Below are 15,759 nucleotides of genomic sequence, written 5' to 3'. Positions count from 1 at the left end.
CTGCCGGATCAAGGTTGACTATCTGTTCCTTTTCCGGGGGGCAAAGCGACTTTTATCGCATCGTCGCATAGTGGGACAATTGCCTTCCACAGCAATATTCTTATAGGTCTGAGCCATACCGAGAAAGGAAGCCTTGTGGTGGCCTCACCTTTATTGCTTGATTCGATCGACCGAACCATACTTTCCGAGCTTCAGGACGATGGCCGCATCACCAACGTGGAACTGGCGCGCCGCGCCGGGCTGACCGCGCCGCCCTGCCTGCGCCGGGTCCGCTCGCTGGAGGAAGCGGGCGTCATCAACGGCTATCATGCGCGACTCAACCCGGCGGCGCTGGGTTACGGCATCACCGTCTTCGCGCTCGTCTCGCTGCGCAGCCAGGCGGAAGAGGATCTGCGCGGGTTCGAGGCGCATGTCGCGACGCTCCCCGAAGTCCGCGAATGTCACATGCTCAACGGCGAGATCGACTTCATCCTGAAGATCGTCGCGCACGACCTGCAGAGCTTCCAGAGCTTCCTCACCTCGCATCTGACGACCGCGCCGCACGTCGCCAGCGTGAAGACATCGCTGACCATCCGCACGTCGAAGGACCAGCCCGGCGTGCCCGTCGACACTCCCTGAATCGCGGCACGCCCCGAAACGCGAACCGGCGCCGCTTCCCGAAGGAAGCGGCGCCGGCCTGTTTCCGCTGTCGGCCCGCGCCTTACTTGGCGGCCGGCTGCGACGGCGCTGCGGGGGCCGAGCCCTTGTTGGCGTAGATCGCCCAATATTGCGCGATCGTCTGGCTCGGCCCGGTCACCTTGGCGAGCGTCGCCGCCGCACCGGCCTTGTCCGCGCCCTGCGCCTGGGCCTCGCCCATGTGCAGGTTCACGACATTCGCATCCACGCCGCCCTTCTGGAGCGCGACCTTGTAGAGATCGATGGCCTGCGGATACATGCCGTAGCCGAGATAGGCGTCCGCCGTCTGATAGGCGAGATTGCCGTTCGCGGCGGCCCGCGCCTTCTTGTCGGCATTGGGCAGATCCGCCTTGTCGGCGGCGACCTTCGGGCCGGCGATCGACTTGATCTCGGCGAGCGCCTTGCTGGTGGCGAGCGCCTTGTTGTCGATCATGTTCGAGCTCATGCCCTGATCGATCACCGCCTTCGCCTCACCGGGGAAACCCTTGTTGAGAGCGGTGTTGGCATATTCGTAATAGTCGCGCTCGCCGGCCAGCGAATTGGTGGCGCGCATCAGGCGCAGGGTATCGAGATCGACCTGCGGGTCGAGCTGGCTGGTCTCGCGATAGGTCTGCAGAGAAATCCGCCAGATGTCGGCACGCGGATAGGCATCGACGAGCTGCTGGCCGTATTTCACCACGCCCGCCGGCTGCTTGCCGTCATAGGCGATGGCGAGAGCGCGGCGATACCAATCCTCGTCCACCGGCTGGCCGGTCGCCTTCTGCGCGGCGATCGCCTGATCGGTATATTGCAGGGCCGCCGGCGTCTGGTTCTCGCGCGATTTCACGGCGGCGAGCGAGATCAGGATTTCCGGATCGTTCGGCTTCAGCGTGTTGACCTGGGTGAAGCCCTTGTCCGCAACATCCAGCTTGCCGGCGTTGAACGCGGTCTGCGCCTGTGCGGTGTAGAGCTGGATCTGCTGCTCCGGCGGAGCCTTGCCGCTCGCCAGCACCTGGTCGATCGCCGGCCCGAGCGCGGCCTGATCGTTGGTGTTCTGCGCCACGATCACGGCCATGATGCCGGCCTGATACTTGTCGTCCGGCGTCGATGCCGCGGCCTGCGCCGCAGCGAGCGCGGTCTTGGCGGTCGCCCAGTCCTTCGCCTCCACCGCCTTCTGCGCGGGCTGCGCGGCCTGACGGAAGGCATCGGAGAATTTGGGCTTCGATGCGTCGGCGGCATCGTCCTTCTTCTTGGCGGCTGCGGGCGTCGCGCCCGTCACCGCCACCGCGCCGAGCGCGAGGGCCAGCGTGAGCGCCGTCGTCGATACGAACTTCATGAAACTCTCCTCTGTCGGCACCGAGGGGTGCGCCGCGGGCAAGGGTGCTAACCCCTGCCCCGTTTCTGTTCAAGCCAAGTCCCTGTTCAAGCTCTGGACCACCTGAAACACTGGCGCCCGAGGGCTGAACACGCATTGAACGCGGCGGTTGCATGACGTCGCGCTCTGCGTCTAGGCGGCGACGATGCTCGCTCTGCTCTCTCCCGCCAAGACGCTCGACTTCGACAAGCCCCTGCCGGACCTCGCCGCCACGGCGCCGCGCTTCGCGGACGAGGCGGCGGCGATCGCGGCGCGCGCAGCGAAGCTGTCGAAGAAGAAGCTCGGCGAGATCATGGCGATCTCGGACAAGCTCGCCCAGCTCAACATCGATCGCTATCGCGGCTTCCTCGACCAGCCCGAGCGCCCCGCCCTCTTCGCCTTCGCCGGCGATGTCTACACGGGCTTCGAGGCGCGCACGCTGGACGAGCCGGCGATCGACTTCGCGCAGGATCACGTCCGCATCCTGTCGGGCCTCTACGGCCTGCTCCGCCCGCTCGACGCGATCCGGCCTTACCGGCTGGAGATGGGCACACGCTGGGCGCCGGGCCGCGCGACCAATCTCTACGGCCACTGGAAGGATCGCATCTCCGCTCTGCTGGCGGACGATCTGGCGGCGGAGGGATCGGGCACCATCGTCAACCTCGCCAGCAAGGAATATTGGGAAGCGATCGACCGCCATCCGCCGAAGGGCGCGACGATCCTCACCATCGAGTTTCTGGAGGATCGGTCCAGGGGCCTCACCTTCAACAGCTTCGGCGCCAAGAAGGCGCGCGGCATGATGGCGCGCTACATCTGCGAGCACCGGCTGACCGACGCCGACGCGCTCAAGGGCTTCGACAGCGACGGCTATGCCTTCGAAGCGTCCGGCTCCGACGAGCGCCGCTGGCTGTTCGTGAAGCGCTGAGTATCCTTTGGAAATGCGCGGAAGAGCGCATTTCGAGGCTGCACCAGCCCGCTCCCCCACCCGGCCTCCCATAGAATACTGCCGTTGGGAGGCCGGGTGGGCGCAGGCGAGTCACGCGCCTCGCCAGCGCGGGCTGGTGCGGCGATCCGCCGAAGGGCGGATTCCAAACAAACCTCCACCGGCCGCTTTTTCCGTGCGCCCTCGCGCACGCGCGCACGCGTAGGGCTGGCGCCCGCCCCTGCGCTGGTCTAGGGAGGTCGGATAGGCGCCCCACCGGGCGCTCCAGACCATAACAGAACCGGAAAGCTCATCCCCTTGGCCAGCGCCCCGCCGACCATCGAACCTTCGGACATTTCCCCCGTCTCCATCGTCGACGAGATGAAGTCGAGCTATCTCGACTATGCGATGTCGGTGATCGTCAGCCGCGCGCTGCCCGACGTGCGGGACGGCCTGAAGCCGGTCCACCGCCGCATCCTCTACGCCAGCCAGGAAGGCGGCTTCGTCCCCGGCCGGCCATACCGCAAGTCCGCCAAGATCGTCGGCGACGTGATGGGCAACTACCACCCGCATGGCGACGCCGCGATCTACGATGCGCTGGCACGTCTGGCGCAGGACTGGTCGATGCGCGTGCCGCTGATCGACGGCCAGGGCAATTTCGGATCGATGGATCCCGACCCGCCCGCCTCGATGCGCTACACCGAGGCGCGTCTCGCCAAGGTGGCGATGACGCTGCTGGAGGACTGGGACAAGGATACCGTCGACTTCCAGCCGAACTATGACGGTTCGCGCGACGAGCCAACGGTGCTCCCGGCACGCTTCCCGAACCTGCTGGTCAACGGTGCCGGCGGCATCGCCGTCGGCATGGCGACCAACGTGCCGCCGCACAATCTCGGCGAGGTGATCGCCGCCTGCAAGCTCTACATCGACAAGGAGGTCCATGGCGGCACCCTCGTCACCACCGAGGAGCTGATGGAAATCGTGCCGGCGCCGGACTTCCCGACCGGCGCGCTCATCCTCGGCCAGGGCGGCGCGCGCAACGCCTACAACACCGGGCGCGGCTCGATCATTATGCGCTCGCGCCACGAGGTCGAGACCAAGCGGGACCGCACCTCGATCGTGCTGACCGAAATCCCCTATCAGGTCGGCAAGTCCGGGCTTGTCGAGAAGATCGCCGAGGCCGCCAAGGAAAAGCGGATCGAAGGCGTCTCGGACATTCGCGACGAATCGAACCGCGAAGGCGTCCGCATCGTCATCGATCTGAAGCGCGACGCAACCGCCGAGGTAGTGCTGAACCAGCTGTGGCGCCACACCCCGGCGCAGACCAGCTTCCCGGCGAACATGCTGGCGATCCGTGGCGGCCGCCCGGAGTTGCTCGGCCTGCGCGACATCATCCAGGCCTTCGTTCAGTTCCGCGAGCAGGTGATCACCCGCCGCTCGAAGTTCGAGCTGCTCAAGGCCCGCGAGCGCGCGCACCTGTTGCTCGGCCTCGTCGTCGCGGTGTCGAACCTCGACGAGGTGGTGCGGATCATCCGGGGCTCCGGCTCGCCCGCCGAGGCGCGCGCCGCGCTGCTCGCGCGCGAATGGCCGATCGGCGAGATCGCGCCGTACATCGCGCTGGTCGAGGCGGTCGAGAAGACCATCGAGGGCGATACCTACGTGCTTTCCGACGCGCAGGTCCGCGCGATCCTCGATCTGCGCCTGCACCGCCTGACCGCGCTCGGCCGCGACGAGATCGGCGACGAGTTGAAGGAGCTTGCGGATTCGATCGGTGAGCTGCTGCGTATCCTGTCCGATCGCGTGCGCCTCTACGAGGTGCTGGTCGAGGAGCTGGACGCGGTCTCAGCCGCCTTCGCCACGCCGCGCAAGTCCACGCTGATGCCCGCCGGCGACGACATCGAGGACGAAGACCTCATCGAGCGTGAGGACATGGTCGTCACCGTCACGCACGGCGGCTATATCAAGCGCACCCCGCTCGATGCCTTCCGCACGCAGGCCAAGGGCGGCAAGGGCCGCTCCGGCATGGCGACCAAGGACGAGGATGCGATCACCAAGCTGTTCGTCACCTCGACGCACACGCCGGTGCTGTTCTTCTCGACCGCCGGCAAGGTCTATCGCAAGAAGGTCTGGAAGCTGCCCGAAGGCGCCCCGCAGGCGCGCGGTCGGCCGATGGTGAACCTCCTCCCGCTGGCCGAGGGTGAGACCATCTCCACCGTCCTGCCGCTGCCCGAAAATGAGGAGGAATGGGGCAACCTCCACATCATGTTCGCTACCGCCAAGGGCCTCGTCCGTCGCAACAGCATGGACCAGTTCACCCGCATCCCCACCGCCGGCAAGATCGCGATGCGCTTCTCCGAGAGCGACGGTGACGATGATGCGGCCGAGACGACCAGCGATCGGCTGATCGGCGTGACGCTGCTGACCGAGGATGACGACGTCTTCCTCGCCACCCGCAACGGCAAGGCGATCCGCTTCCGCGCGACCGACGTGCGCGAATTCCAGAGCCGTACGTCGGCCGGCGTACGCGGCGCGAAGCTGCTCGGCGACGACGAGGTGATCTCGCTGTCGATCCTGCGCGGCACCGAATGGGACAAGGACACGGAGACGCGCGAGGCCTATCTCCGCGCCGCGCCGTGGAAGGAGAATGAAGCCGAGCCGACGCTCGACGCCGCCACGATGCAGGCGATGGCGGATGCCGAAGAGTTCGTGATGACGGTGTGCGCCAACGGCTACGGCAAGCGCTCCTCGGCTTACGAATATCGCCGCATCGGTCGCGGTGGTCAGGGCATCACCAACATCGACAATCTGAAGCGCAACGGCCCGGTCGTCGCCAGCTTCCCGGCGCACAATGGCGAGCAGCTGATGCTCGTCACCGATCAGGCGAAGCTGATCCGTATGTCGGTGGGCGACACCCGCGTGATCGGGCGCGGCTCGTCCGGTGTGATCCTGTTCCGCGTGGCGGACGACGAGCATGTCGTCTCGGCAGCGCGGATCGAGGAGAGCGAGGACGAGGCGGAGGCCGATCTCGGCGACGAGGCCGTGGCCCCCGCCACCGATCCGCAGGTCGACGGCGACACCGGCGAGGATCTGGCGGACGGCAGCGAAAGCTGAACCGTGAGCGGGGGCGGCCCGGCCGCCCCCGGCTTGTTCAGCAGGCGGGCTTGGGCTTCTGCCATTGCGGGAAGAGCCTCAGGCGCCGCATCGCCCAGTAGCTGATATCGATCGAGACGGTGAGCCGCCTGTCCGCCCGCGTGTAGATCTCCTGATCGCCGACATTGTCGTGGCCGGTGAAGCAGACCGTCCAGCCTGTGCGCTCCAGCGCGTCGCCGACATCCTGCACCGCCATCTGGTCGTCCTCGCTCCACAGGATGAGGTGATCGAAGCCGCCATTGCCGTCCCCGCCGACCAGATCGACGGCGGCTTCATATGGCCCTTTTCCCTGAAACATGATTCCCGGTTTGCGGCAGCGCATCGAGATCGGATCGCCGAAGCAGTTCACGAAGCCGCTCCTCTTCGCGAAGGCGAGCGTGCCGCTGACCGGCAGGCCGTCGAAGGTGAGGTTCGGCGGCGGCGTCCGGTGCGGCGTGCAGCCGCCCGCGCAGATGGCGATCGACATCAGCACCGCGCGACGCATCGCGCGGCCCCCCGTGGGCAAACGGCTCCCCATCCTCAGTCTCCAGTGAAGATCTTTCGTCGCGCCTAGATCGCCGGCGCGAGGGCGTTCCGTATCCGACCGTTCCACCACATCAGACAGATGACCGTCGTCAGCTGCACGGCCAGCCCGGCGATCGGCGGGACGATCCAGTCCTCGTCGAGAAACAGCACGCTGCCCACGATCACCAATGTCAACGTCGCCGCCGCGTTCAGCCGCGCGAGGAACGCCACCCGGTTCCAGTCCCGATCCAGCATCGCCCACGCGAGCGAGAGATGCCCGGCGGTGAGCGCGAGGACGAGCAGCACCAGCGCAGGCGCGGCGTTGCGAGTGGAAACGTTGAGCAGCATCTCCCCGCCACGACTGCCCATCATCTCATGGATCGAGGCAGGCCCGCCGTGCAGCAGCGAGACCCCGAAGAGCGGCCCGGACATCAGCAAAGCCGCGACCGGGATCAGCAGACCGATCGCCACCGCATGACTGGCGAGCGCGAAGCGCCCCTCCGGCTGCACCGGAATTTCGCGGCAGGCCCCCGCGAAGCAGCCGAGCGCGAAGGCCAGCGGCCGGCCGTCCTCCACCGCCGCCTCGAACTCCGCTTCCATCGCCCACGCCCACTCGCGCCGATCACGGCCGAGACAGCAGGTCGCCAGCCGCATCAGCAGGCGGGCGGCCAGCAGGCTCATGCGGGAGAGACCTTTCCAACGAGCGAAGCGCCCTCACGATGCACCTGTTGGGCGAGTTCGAGGCCGCTGGCGGTCAGCCGATAGGCGTGGCGGGCAGGTCGTCCGGGTTGCGCGGGTTCGCGCCATTCGGCCTCGACCAGCCCGTGCTCGGTCATCCGCATCAGCAAGGGATAGAGCGTGCCGGAAAACAGCCCCGTCTCCTTCATGATGTCATAGCCGTGCCGCCATTCCTGCGCGCGGACGGCCAGCGCGTTCAACAACGCGATCATTTGTTTCGACGGGCGGCGGTTTCCGGGCATGTCGCCTTACAACATATGTAGAATTATTCGTCAAGCGGCCGCGATGCTTCGCAATTGCCACGCCGCCAGCATGGTCGCGACGCCACCCAGCACGAAGCTGATGCCGACGAACACGCCGAGCATCCGCACTGCTGGAAACGGCCAGCTGAACAGAAGCAGCAACGCCAGCACCCAGTTGATCGCACCGATCCCCAGCAGCATCCCGCGCGTCGGCCCCGGCCCGGCGAGCCGCGCCGCGCCGAACTCGATCATGCCGCGCCAGAACAGCCAGAGCGCCACCAGCAGCGCCAGCGAGGCGGCGCCCGCCACCGGATTGATGATCACCAGCAGCCCGACCAGGATCGATCCGGCGCCGTAGAGAATCTCCGTCCAGCGCCGGTGGGTGCCGTGGCTGCGCAAGCCCATGACCACGGTCGCGACGCCAGTAAACAGCAGCAGCCAGCCGATCAGCACCGCGATCGCGGCGGTGGTGAAGCCGGGTGCCGCGAGGAAGAAGATGCCCGCGACGAACAGCAGCACACCGCAGGCCATCGTCCAGGTCCAGCGGTTGACGGGATGCGGGCCGGCGGCGGTGGCCATGTCTCTCTCCTCCTGCGTCCCGCCCGGTGGATCAACAAAGCGGTCGCCGCCCCGGTTCCTTGGCGCTATGGCGCCCTCATGCACGACATTCACATCATCGGCGGCGGCCTCGCCGGATCGGAAGCCGCGTGGCAGCTGGCCGAGGCGGGCTACAAGGTGCGCCTCTCCGAAATGCGCGGCGTAGAAGGCACGCCCGCCCACCACACCGACGATCTCGCCGAACTGGTCTGTTCCAACAGCTTCAGGTCGGACGATGCCGAGAAGAACGCCGTCGGCCTGCTCCATGCGGAGATGCGCGCGCTCGGCTCGCTGATCCTGCGCGAAGGCGATGCCCACCGTGTCCCCGCCGGCTCGGCGCTGGCGATGGACCGCGACGGTTTCTCGGCCGGCGTCACCGCCGCGATCGCGGCGCATCCGAACATCGAACTGGTCCGCGAGCGGATCGACGCACTGCCGGAAGGCCCCGCCATCATCGCCACCGGCCCGCTCACCGCCGCGAGCCTCGCCGGCGCGATCCAGTCCGAGACGGGGCAGGACGCGCTCGCCTTCTTCGATGCCATCGCTCCGATCGTCCACCGCGAGAGCATCGACATGGAGACCTGCTGGTTCCAGTCGCGCTGGAACAAGGGCGACGGCAAGGATTACATCAACTGCCCGATGAACAAGGACGAGTATCTCGCCTTCATCGACGCGCTGAACACGGGCGAGAAAACCGAGTTCAAGGAGTGGGAGAAGGACACGCCCTATTTCGATGGCTGCATGCCGATCGAGGTGATGGCGTCGCGCGGGGTCGACACGCTGCGGCACGGGCCGATGAAGCCGGTCGGCCTCGACGATCCGCGTACCGGTCGCTGGCCCTACGCTGTGGTGCAGCTGCGGCAGGACAACAAACAGGCGACGCTCTGGAACATCGTCGGTTTCCAGACGAAGCTGAAACATGCCGAGCAGGTGCGCGTCTTCCGCATGATCCCCGGCCTGCAGAATGCCGAGTTCGCGCGGCTGGGCGGCCTTCACCGCAACACCTTCATCCGATCGCCGATCCTGCTCGACGGCACGTTCCGGCTGAAGAGCCGCCCGAACGTCCGCTTCGCCGGCCAGATCACCGGCTGCGAGGGCTATGTCGAAAGCGCCGCGATCGGGCTTCTCGCGGGCCGCTTCGCCGCCGCCGAACTGGGCGGGCGCACCCTGCCCCCGCCGCCGCCGACCACGGCGCTGGGCGCGCTGCTTGGCCACATCACCGGCGAGGCGGAAGCCGAGACCTACCAGCCGATGAACGTCAATTTCGGCCTGTTTCCACCGTTCGAGAGCCTGCCGAAGAAGGCCGACCGCAAGGCCGCCTACACGTCTCGCGCGCGGGAAGACCTCGCGAAGTGGCGCGAGGAGATCACGGCTGTTCCGGCCTGACCTGTTCCTCCCCCGCCACGGGGAGGTGGCAGGCGCAGCCTGACGGAGAGGGATGACGGCGGGACGATCGAGACGGCGCCGCCGTCCTCCCCCTCCGACGCCTTACGGCGCCACCTCCCCCTGGCGGGGGAGGATTTTCTTTAGCTGGCGTCGTCGTCCGCTCCGGCCGGTGCCGGGGCGGCGGCCTGCGCGGGCGGGCAGCGCGGCCTGGTCTTGCGGACCACGCGGGTCGTGGCGAACTCGGCCGGGGTGAGCGCGCCCGACTTGTCGGCATCGGCGCCTGCGAACTTTGCCTCGGCCTTGGCGGCATATTCGTCGAAGCTCAGCCTGCCGTCATGGTTGGTGTCGAGCTTGTCGAAATTCCGACGCCGCGCCTGGAGGAATTCGGCCAGCTCGATCTTGCCGTCCTTGTCGTGATCTGCGCGGCTGAAGCGTTTCTCTTCTTTCGTCTTTTCCGTCGCCTGAGGCGGATCGGGCATCTCGACAGAGGCCGGCGCCACCACCGCGACCGGTGCCACCACGGCGGCGGGAGGCGGCGGGATACGGCTGTCACGCGAGGCGAGGCCGGACCAGATCATCACTCCCGCGCCCGCCATCAGCAGCGCCGCGACGCCGCCCACCAGATACCGCCACATCGCAACGCCTCCCCTGTCGCAGCGCGAAGACTAACGCCCCGTCCAGCGATGCGCCAGCAGCCGCATCAGTCGCCAGCGCGAGGCCGGCGGGCGCAGCGCCCCGTGCCCGCGCCGCACATCCTCGCGCGCCAGCACCGCCAGCATACCCAGCACACGCAGGTTGCGCGGCCACCCGCCGGTGATCCCCTTGTCGAGCGGCGCCTCCGCCATGGCGAGCAGCCTCTCCGCCGTCGCCGGATCACTCGCCTGCCGGGCGAGATCGGCGAGCGCCCAGCCCTCACCCGCCGCCTCGATCCGCTCATGCTCGCGCCCGAGCACGCGGCCGACCAGGCGGAACAACGCCGCGCCGCGCAGGCGGGCGTGCATCTCCATCGTCTCGGCCGTCCAGTCCGGGTCGTCGAGCAGCACCTCCCAGCCTTCCACCATCGCGGCCAGGTCATGCCCGGCGATGCGATCGGGCCGCAGCGCCGCCGCCGCGTGGAGCAGCGGCTCGCCCGGCGGCGGCCGCTCATCGAGCGCGGCGAGCGCGTCGCGCCACCAGACCAGCCGCATCAGCCCGATCGTCGGCTCCCTGGCGCGCCAGACGAGACTGGCCAGCCGCTCGTCGAGCGCGAACAGGGTGGTGAGGCTGTCGCGTGTGAGGCGCGGTGCGTGCGCGACGGCGAGCAGGCGCTCGGGATGCTGGATGGAGATCGGCTGGTCCATGCCGCCTTCTGGCACAGCCGGCGCGCCCGAAAAATCCCGTTAACCATCCTCGTGAACGCGCCCTTGAGCCGCGCTCTGGCATGGGCGCCCAATGGACCGGAATCTGCGGAGCCGGACGGTGGGGAATTTGAGGCGGACGATGGCACGATCGAACGGGGTAATCGGGTTCCTGGCCCGCCTGCGCAGGGATGCGCGGGGCAATGCGCTGGCGATCATGGCTGCCGCGATGATCCCGCTGTGCGCCTTCGCCGGATCGGCGATCGATCTCGGCCGCATGTACGTGGTCCGCACGCGCCTGCAGACCGCCTGCGACGCGGGCGTGCTCGCCGGCCGCAAGTTCATGGACTCCAACACGCAGGCGGTGGGCCAGCCCCTGAGCGGCACCGCGCTGACCCAGGCCAATGCCTATTTCAACAACAATTTCGGATCGAGCTGGGCCGCGAGCAGCTGGTTCGTCGCCGGCTCGCAGAGCTTCACGACAACGGCCTTTTCCGACAGCAACGGTATTACGCAGGTCAACGGCGCCGCATCCACCCAGGTGCCGATGACACTGATGCGCATGTTCGGCGCGCCCAACCGCACGATCGCCGTCACCTGCCAGGCGAGCTTCGATACGCCCGACGCCGACGTGATGTTCGTGCTGGATACCACCGGCTCCATGTCGTGCCTGCCGTCCGACCCGACGAGCTGCGGCACGACGAGTGTGCCCTACACGATGGCCGACGGCAGCACGGACTATTACAACCCGGAGAAAAGCGGTTCGAAGCTGCAGGCCGTGCGAGATGCGGTGGCGACCTTCTACGATACGCTCGCCGCCAATCTGACGCCGGGCACCAACGTCCGCTACGGTTTCGTGCCCTATACATCGACGGTGAACGCCGGAGCGGCGCTCACCTCGCTCGGCACCAACTATCTCGCGACACAATGGACCTATCAGTCGCGCAAGGTGACCGGCGACTATGCCGTGTCCAAGTCCGGCAACGCATCCAACACCAGCGACAACAAGACGACGTGCCAGGGCTTCACCCTCGCGAACACGCGCTCGGCGGCTGCCTATATCTATCCGGCGACCGGCAAGCTCGGCACCTGGAGCAACAGCATCTGTTCGGTTCAATATTATAATCTCGGCCCGGTCTGGACGTACCAGCCGGTAACCTACAACACGAGCGCCTTCGTCAACACGCTCTCCTCTGGCTCCGTTACGGACCCGAGCAAGGTCACCGGCGCGACGACCTCCTGGCAGGGCTGCATCGACGAGCAGAGCAGCGGGAACTACAACAACGTCAGCAGCTACAATATCAACGCGCTGCCCGCCGATATGAACCCGGATTTGATCCCGGCCTCGGCGGCCGCGTCACCATGGGCACCGATGTGGCCCGCGGTGGAATATGCCCGCAATGGCCAGTCCTACTCCTACGCGAACGGCGATTACGGCTTCTACAATAGCGCCAACGATGTCGAAAACGGCGAAAACAATGCCACCGACACGACATCGTCGGGCCTGGCACAGAATGCCAACTTCGCGGGAACCTACGCACGATATGCCGGCTACGCCCCGTGCGGCCAGCCCGCGCAACGCCTGACCCCCCGCGATCCGAAGAACAGCGCGGATCGGGCCGCGGTCGTCAGCTACATGGCATCGCTGCGGGCGCACGGCGGCACCTATCACGATACCGGCATGATCTGGGGCCTGCGCATGATCTCGCCGCAGGGAATCTTCGGCAACGACACCGCGAAGTGGCCAGGCCATGCGGAACCAAAGCGCGTCATCGTCTTCCTGACCGACGGTGCAATGTCGACAAGCCCGCTCAGCTACGGGATGACCGGCATCGAATCGCTGGACAAGCGCGTGCGCGGCACCACCTCGGGCGATCTGGACGACTGGCACAACGCCCGCTTCCTCGCGGAATGTCAGAAGGCGCAGCAGAAGAACATCCAGGTCTGGGTGGTCGCAGTGGGACAGAGCCTCACGCAACCGCTGATCGATTGCGTCGGCTCGGCGCACCCCGAGCGCGCGATCTTCGTCAATAGCAGCACCGATCTGTCCGCGAAGTTCAAGGATATCGCGACTGCCGTCTCCATGCTGAGGGTCTCGCAATGATGCGCCGACTGCTTTCCAGGCTCCGCCGCTCGAACGACGGCGCCACGGTGCTAGAGTTCGCGCTCATCGCGCCCGTGATGCTGCTGATGCTCATGGGCCTGATGGAGATGTGCTACGAAACCTACGTCCAGTCGACGTTGAACGGCGCGATCCGCAAAGCCGGCCGCGACGCCGGCATCCAGGGCGGCCAGCAGAACTGGTCCACGATCGACCAGTCGGTGCTGACGCAGGTGCAGCGTGTCGCCGCCTCGGCCAGCATCGTGAGTTCGGTGCACCAGAGCTATTCGAGCTTCTCCAAGGTGCAGGTTCCGGAACCCTATACGGACAGCAACAACAACGGCAAATACGATGCCGCGACCGAATGCTTCACCGATGTGAACGGCAACCAGACGTGGGATAGCGATCAGGGGGCGACCGGCCAGCAGGGCGGCGCAAGCGACGTCGCGGTCTACACGCTCACGATCAAGTATCTGCGCCCCTTCCCGCTTTACAAGCTGGCGGGCCTGTCGACCTTCGCCACGATGACGTCGCAGACGATCATGCGTAACCAGCCCTATACCGCGCAATCGAGCACCAGCCCCAAAACCTGCTGCCCCGGATCGGGATGCAATTGATGCCTGCACATCGCATCCTCGCCGGCCCGGCCGGCCGTATCCGTCGCCTCGGGGCGAAGCTGCGTCGTGACTCCGGCGGCCTCGCCCTGATCGAATTCGCGCTTGCCGCGCCGCTGATCGTGGTGACCGGCCTCTACGGCATCGAGCTGGCCAATCTCGCGCTCGTGAACATGCGGATCAGCCAATATACGATGGATCTCGCCGATAACGCCGCGCGCATGGGCGACGAGGCCGGCCTGTCGACCTATACGATCGACGAAGCCAACATCAACGACGCCATGCAGGGCGTCCGCCTCGAAGGCGCCAGCCTCGGGCTGACGACCTATGGCCGCATCACCCTCTCGAGCCTGGAAGGGACCGGTGGCAAGCAGTTGCTGCACTGGCAGCGTTGCATCGGGCAGATGAAGGCCACCGACTATCAGTCAAATTATGGAACAGCGAGCGGCACATCCGGCACCTACATCGCCAATACCGGCATGGGCGACACCAATTACAAGGTCGTCGCACCCGACGGATCGGGCGTGATGTTCGTCGAGATCAACTACCTGTACCAGCCGCTGTTCGGCAACTTCTTCGTGACGCCGAAGAAGATCCATTACGTGTCGTCCTACATCGTGCGCGATGACGCCCGGAGCTATGCCTCGGGCGTCACCAACACGAACGGACAGACCATCTCGTCCTGCTCCAGCTACCTGGCCTGACCGCGAACGGCCAGGCCAGCCTGCATCAGCCCTTGTAGCAGACCTTCTTCGCGGCGGTGACGACGTCGTCCACCTTGATCAGCGCCAGCTTTTCCAGGTTCGCGGCATAAGGCAGCGGCACGTCGACGTTGGTGACGCGCAGCACCGGCGCGTCGAGATCGTCGAAGCCCTGCTCCATCACCACGGCGGCGATCTCGGACGCGATCGAGCAGGTCGGCCAGCCCTCTTCCACCACCACCAGGCGGTTGGTCTTGGCGAGCGACTTGAGCACCGTCTCGGTGTCGAGCGGGCGCAGCGTGCGCAGGTCGACCACCTCGGCGTCGATGCCATCCTCGGCGAGCTTCACCGCCGCTTCGAGCGCGACGCCGACGCCGATCGAGTAGCTCACCAGCGTGACGTCCTTGCCTTCCTTGGCGATCCGCGCCTTGCCGATCGGCAGCACGAAATCGTCGAGCTTGGGCACCTCGAAAGACTGGCCATAAAGCAGCTCGTTCTCGAGGAACACGACCGGATCCTCGCAGCGGATCGCCGCCTTGAGCAGGCCCTTGGCATCGGCCGCGCTGTACGGCGCGATGACGATCAGGCCCGGCACCGAGGCGTACCACGGGCCATAATTCTGGCTGTGCTGCGCGCCCACGCGAGCAGCGGCGCCGTTGGGGCCGCGGAACACGATCGGCGCGCGCATCTGGCCACCGGACATGTAGTTGGTCTTGGCGGCCGAGTTGATGATGTGGTCGATCGCCTGCATCGCGAAGTTGAAGGTCATGAACTCGACGATCGGGCGCAGGCCCGCCATCGCCGCGCCCGTGCCGACGCCCGCAAAGCCGTATTCGGTGATCGGGGTGTCGATCACGCGGCGATCGCCGAACTCGTCGAGCAGGCCCTGAGTCACCTTGTAGGCGCCCTGATATTGCGCGACTTCCTCGCCCATCACGAAGACGCGGTCGTCGGTGCGCATTTCCTCGGCCATCGCGTCGCGCAGTGCTTCGCGGACGGTGGTCTTCACCATCTCGGTGCCCTCGGGAATCTCCGGATCGCGCGCATCGACACCGGCCTTCTCGGCCTTGGCGACGTCCGCGACGAGCTCGCGCGCGGCGGTCTCCATCTGGTGCGGCGTGGTGGCGTCGGGAACGGCGGGCTTAGCCTCTTTCTGGGTCGCCTCTTCCTTCGGCGCTTCGACCTTGGGGGCAGCCTTGGCGGCCGACGCATCCTCGCCCTCGGCGGCGAGCATCGCGATCGGCGCGCCGACCTTCACCCCGTCGGTGCCCTCGGGCACGAGGATCTGAGCGATCGTGCCCTCGTCCACCGCCTCGAATTCCATCGTCGCCTTGTCGGTCTCGATTTCGGCGAGGATGTCGCCGGATTTCACCGCGTCACCTTCCTTCACCAGCCACTTGGCGAGCGTGCCCTCCTCCATCGTGGGGGACAGCGCCGGCATCTTCAGTTCGATCGCCAT

15 protein-coding genes are annotated in these 15,759 nt (G+C 66.7%); 7 read left to right on the top strand and 8 right to left on the bottom strand.

Going from position 1 to position 15,759, the window contains the following annotated elements; translation table 11 throughout:
* Nucleotides 1-138 precede the first annotated feature (138 nt).
* Nucleotides 139-618 carry an Lrp/AsnC family transcriptional regulator gene (locus QGN17_RS02640; RefSeq protein ID WP_083891551.1) on the top strand — a complete coding sequence of 160 codons (480 nt, stop codon included), beginning with the start codon at nt 139-141 and terminating at the stop codon, nt 616-618.
* 82 nt (nt 619-700) lie between these two features.
* Here the strand turns inward: QGN17_RS02640 and QGN17_RS02635 are convergent, their stop codons facing one another.
* Entirely contained in the window at nt 701-1,990 is a 1,290-nt protein-coding gene (locus QGN17_RS02635) for a tetratricopeptide repeat protein (protein ID WP_281042965.1), read from the bottom strand.
* Nucleotides 1,991-2,174: 184 nt separating this feature from the next.
* Here QGN17_RS02635 and yaaA point away from each other — a divergent pair, with 184 nt between their 5' ends.
* Entirely contained in the window at nt 2,175-2,933 is a 759-nt protein-coding gene (gene yaaA, locus QGN17_RS02630; protein WP_281042964.1) for a peroxide stress protein YaaA, read from the top strand.
* Nucleotides 2,934-3,248: 315 nt separating this feature from the next.
* Nucleotides 3,249-6,041: a DNA gyrase subunit A gene (gyrA, locus tag QGN17_RS02625; protein ID WP_281042963.1), complete on the top strand. Its 2,793-nt coding sequence runs from the start codon at nt 3,249-3,251 to the stop codon at nt 6,039-6,041.
* Between the two features lie 37 nt (nt 6,042-6,078).
* Here gyrA and QGN17_RS02620 read toward each other — a convergent pair whose 3' ends face one another.
* The 4 genes from QGN17_RS02620 to QGN17_RS02605 form a co-directional block, all read right to left on the bottom strand.
* Nucleotides 6,079-6,564 carry a hypothetical protein gene (locus QGN17_RS02620; RefSeq protein WP_281042962.1) on the bottom strand — a complete coding sequence of 162 codons (486 nt, stop codon included), beginning with the start codon at nt 6,562-6,564 and terminating at the stop codon, nt 6,079-6,081.
* A gap of 65 nt (nt 6,565-6,629) precedes the next feature.
* Complete coding sequence (locus QGN17_RS02615; RefSeq protein ID WP_281042961.1) at nt 6,630-7,265, bottom strand: hypothetical protein; 636 nt, start codon at nt 7,263-7,265, stop codon at nt 6,630-6,632.
* Nucleotides 7,262-7,534 (bottom strand): PadR family transcriptional regulator, encoded by a 273-nt coding sequence (locus tag QGN17_RS02610; RefSeq protein ID WP_281042960.1) that lies wholly within the window; start codon nt 7,532-7,534, stop codon nt 7,262-7,264. Before QGN17_RS02610 ends, QGN17_RS02615 begins: the two co-directional genes overlap by 4 nt.
* Before the next feature lie 60 nt (nt 7,535-7,594).
* Nucleotides 7,595-8,143 carry an HdeD family acid-resistance protein gene (locus tag QGN17_RS02605; protein ID WP_281042959.1) on the bottom strand — a complete coding sequence of 183 codons (549 nt, stop codon included), beginning with the start codon at nt 8,141-8,143 and terminating at the stop codon, nt 7,595-7,597.
* 78 nt (nt 8,144-8,221) lie between these two features.
* On the opposite strand from QGN17_RS02605, the gene trmFO reads away from it, so the two are divergent.
* A complete protein-coding gene (trmFO, locus tag QGN17_RS02600) occupies nt 8,222-9,547 on the top strand; it encodes a methylenetetrahydrofolate--tRNA-(uracil(54)-C(5))-methyltransferase (FADH(2)-oxidizing) TrmFO (protein WP_281042958.1) in 1,326 nt (441 codons plus the stop codon).
* Between the two features lie 140 nt (nt 9,548-9,687).
* Here the strand turns inward: trmFO and QGN17_RS02595 are convergent, their stop codons facing one another.
* Both QGN17_RS02595 and QGN17_RS02590 read right to left on the bottom strand, forming a co-directional pair.
* Entirely contained in the window at nt 9,688-10,182 is a 495-nt protein-coding gene (locus QGN17_RS02595) for an EF-hand domain-containing protein (RefSeq protein ID WP_281042957.1), read from the bottom strand.
* A 30-nt stretch (nt 10,183-10,212) separates the two neighbouring features.
* Entirely contained in the window at nt 10,213-10,887 is a 675-nt protein-coding gene (locus QGN17_RS02590) for a squalene/phytoene synthase family protein (RefSeq protein WP_281042956.1), read from the bottom strand.
* Between the two features lie 139 nt (nt 10,888-11,026).
* Between QGN17_RS02590 and QGN17_RS02585 the strand changes: the two genes are divergently transcribed.
* From QGN17_RS02585 to QGN17_RS02575, 3 genes are read left to right on the top strand one after another with little or no spacing between them, the layout of a single operon-like run.
* Nucleotides 11,027-12,988: a TadE/TadG family type IV pilus assembly protein gene (locus QGN17_RS02585; RefSeq protein WP_281042955.1), complete on the top strand. Its 1,962-nt coding sequence runs from the start codon at nt 11,027-11,029 to the stop codon at nt 12,986-12,988.
* A complete protein-coding gene (locus QGN17_RS02580) occupies nt 12,985-13,602 on the top strand; it encodes a TadE/TadG family type IV pilus assembly protein (RefSeq protein ID WP_281042954.1) in 618 nt (205 codons plus the stop codon). The genes QGN17_RS02585 and QGN17_RS02580 overlap by 4 nt, the downstream gene beginning before the upstream one ends.
* Entirely contained in the window at nt 13,602-14,303 is a 702-nt protein-coding gene (locus QGN17_RS02575; protein WP_281042953.1) for a TadE/TadG family type IV pilus assembly protein, read from the top strand. Before QGN17_RS02580 ends, QGN17_RS02575 begins: the two co-directional genes overlap by 1 nt.
* A gap of 25 nt (nt 14,304-14,328) precedes the next feature.
* Here QGN17_RS02575 and QGN17_RS02570 read toward each other — a convergent pair whose 3' ends face one another.
* Nucleotides 14,329-15,759: a pyruvate dehydrogenase complex E1 component subunit beta gene (locus QGN17_RS02570; RefSeq protein ID WP_281042952.1), complete on the bottom strand. Its 1,431-nt coding sequence runs from the start codon at nt 15,757-15,759 to the stop codon at nt 14,329-14,331.

It is taken from the genome of Sphingomonas oryzagri, assembly GCF_029906645.1.
In the GTDB taxonomy this organism is placed as follows: Bacteria; Pseudomonadota; Alphaproteobacteria; order Sphingomonadales; family Sphingomonadaceae; genus Solisphingomonas; species Solisphingomonas oryzagri.
Note: the sequence above shows the minus strand (reverse complement) of the source record. Positions and strands in the feature narration are given on the sequence as shown.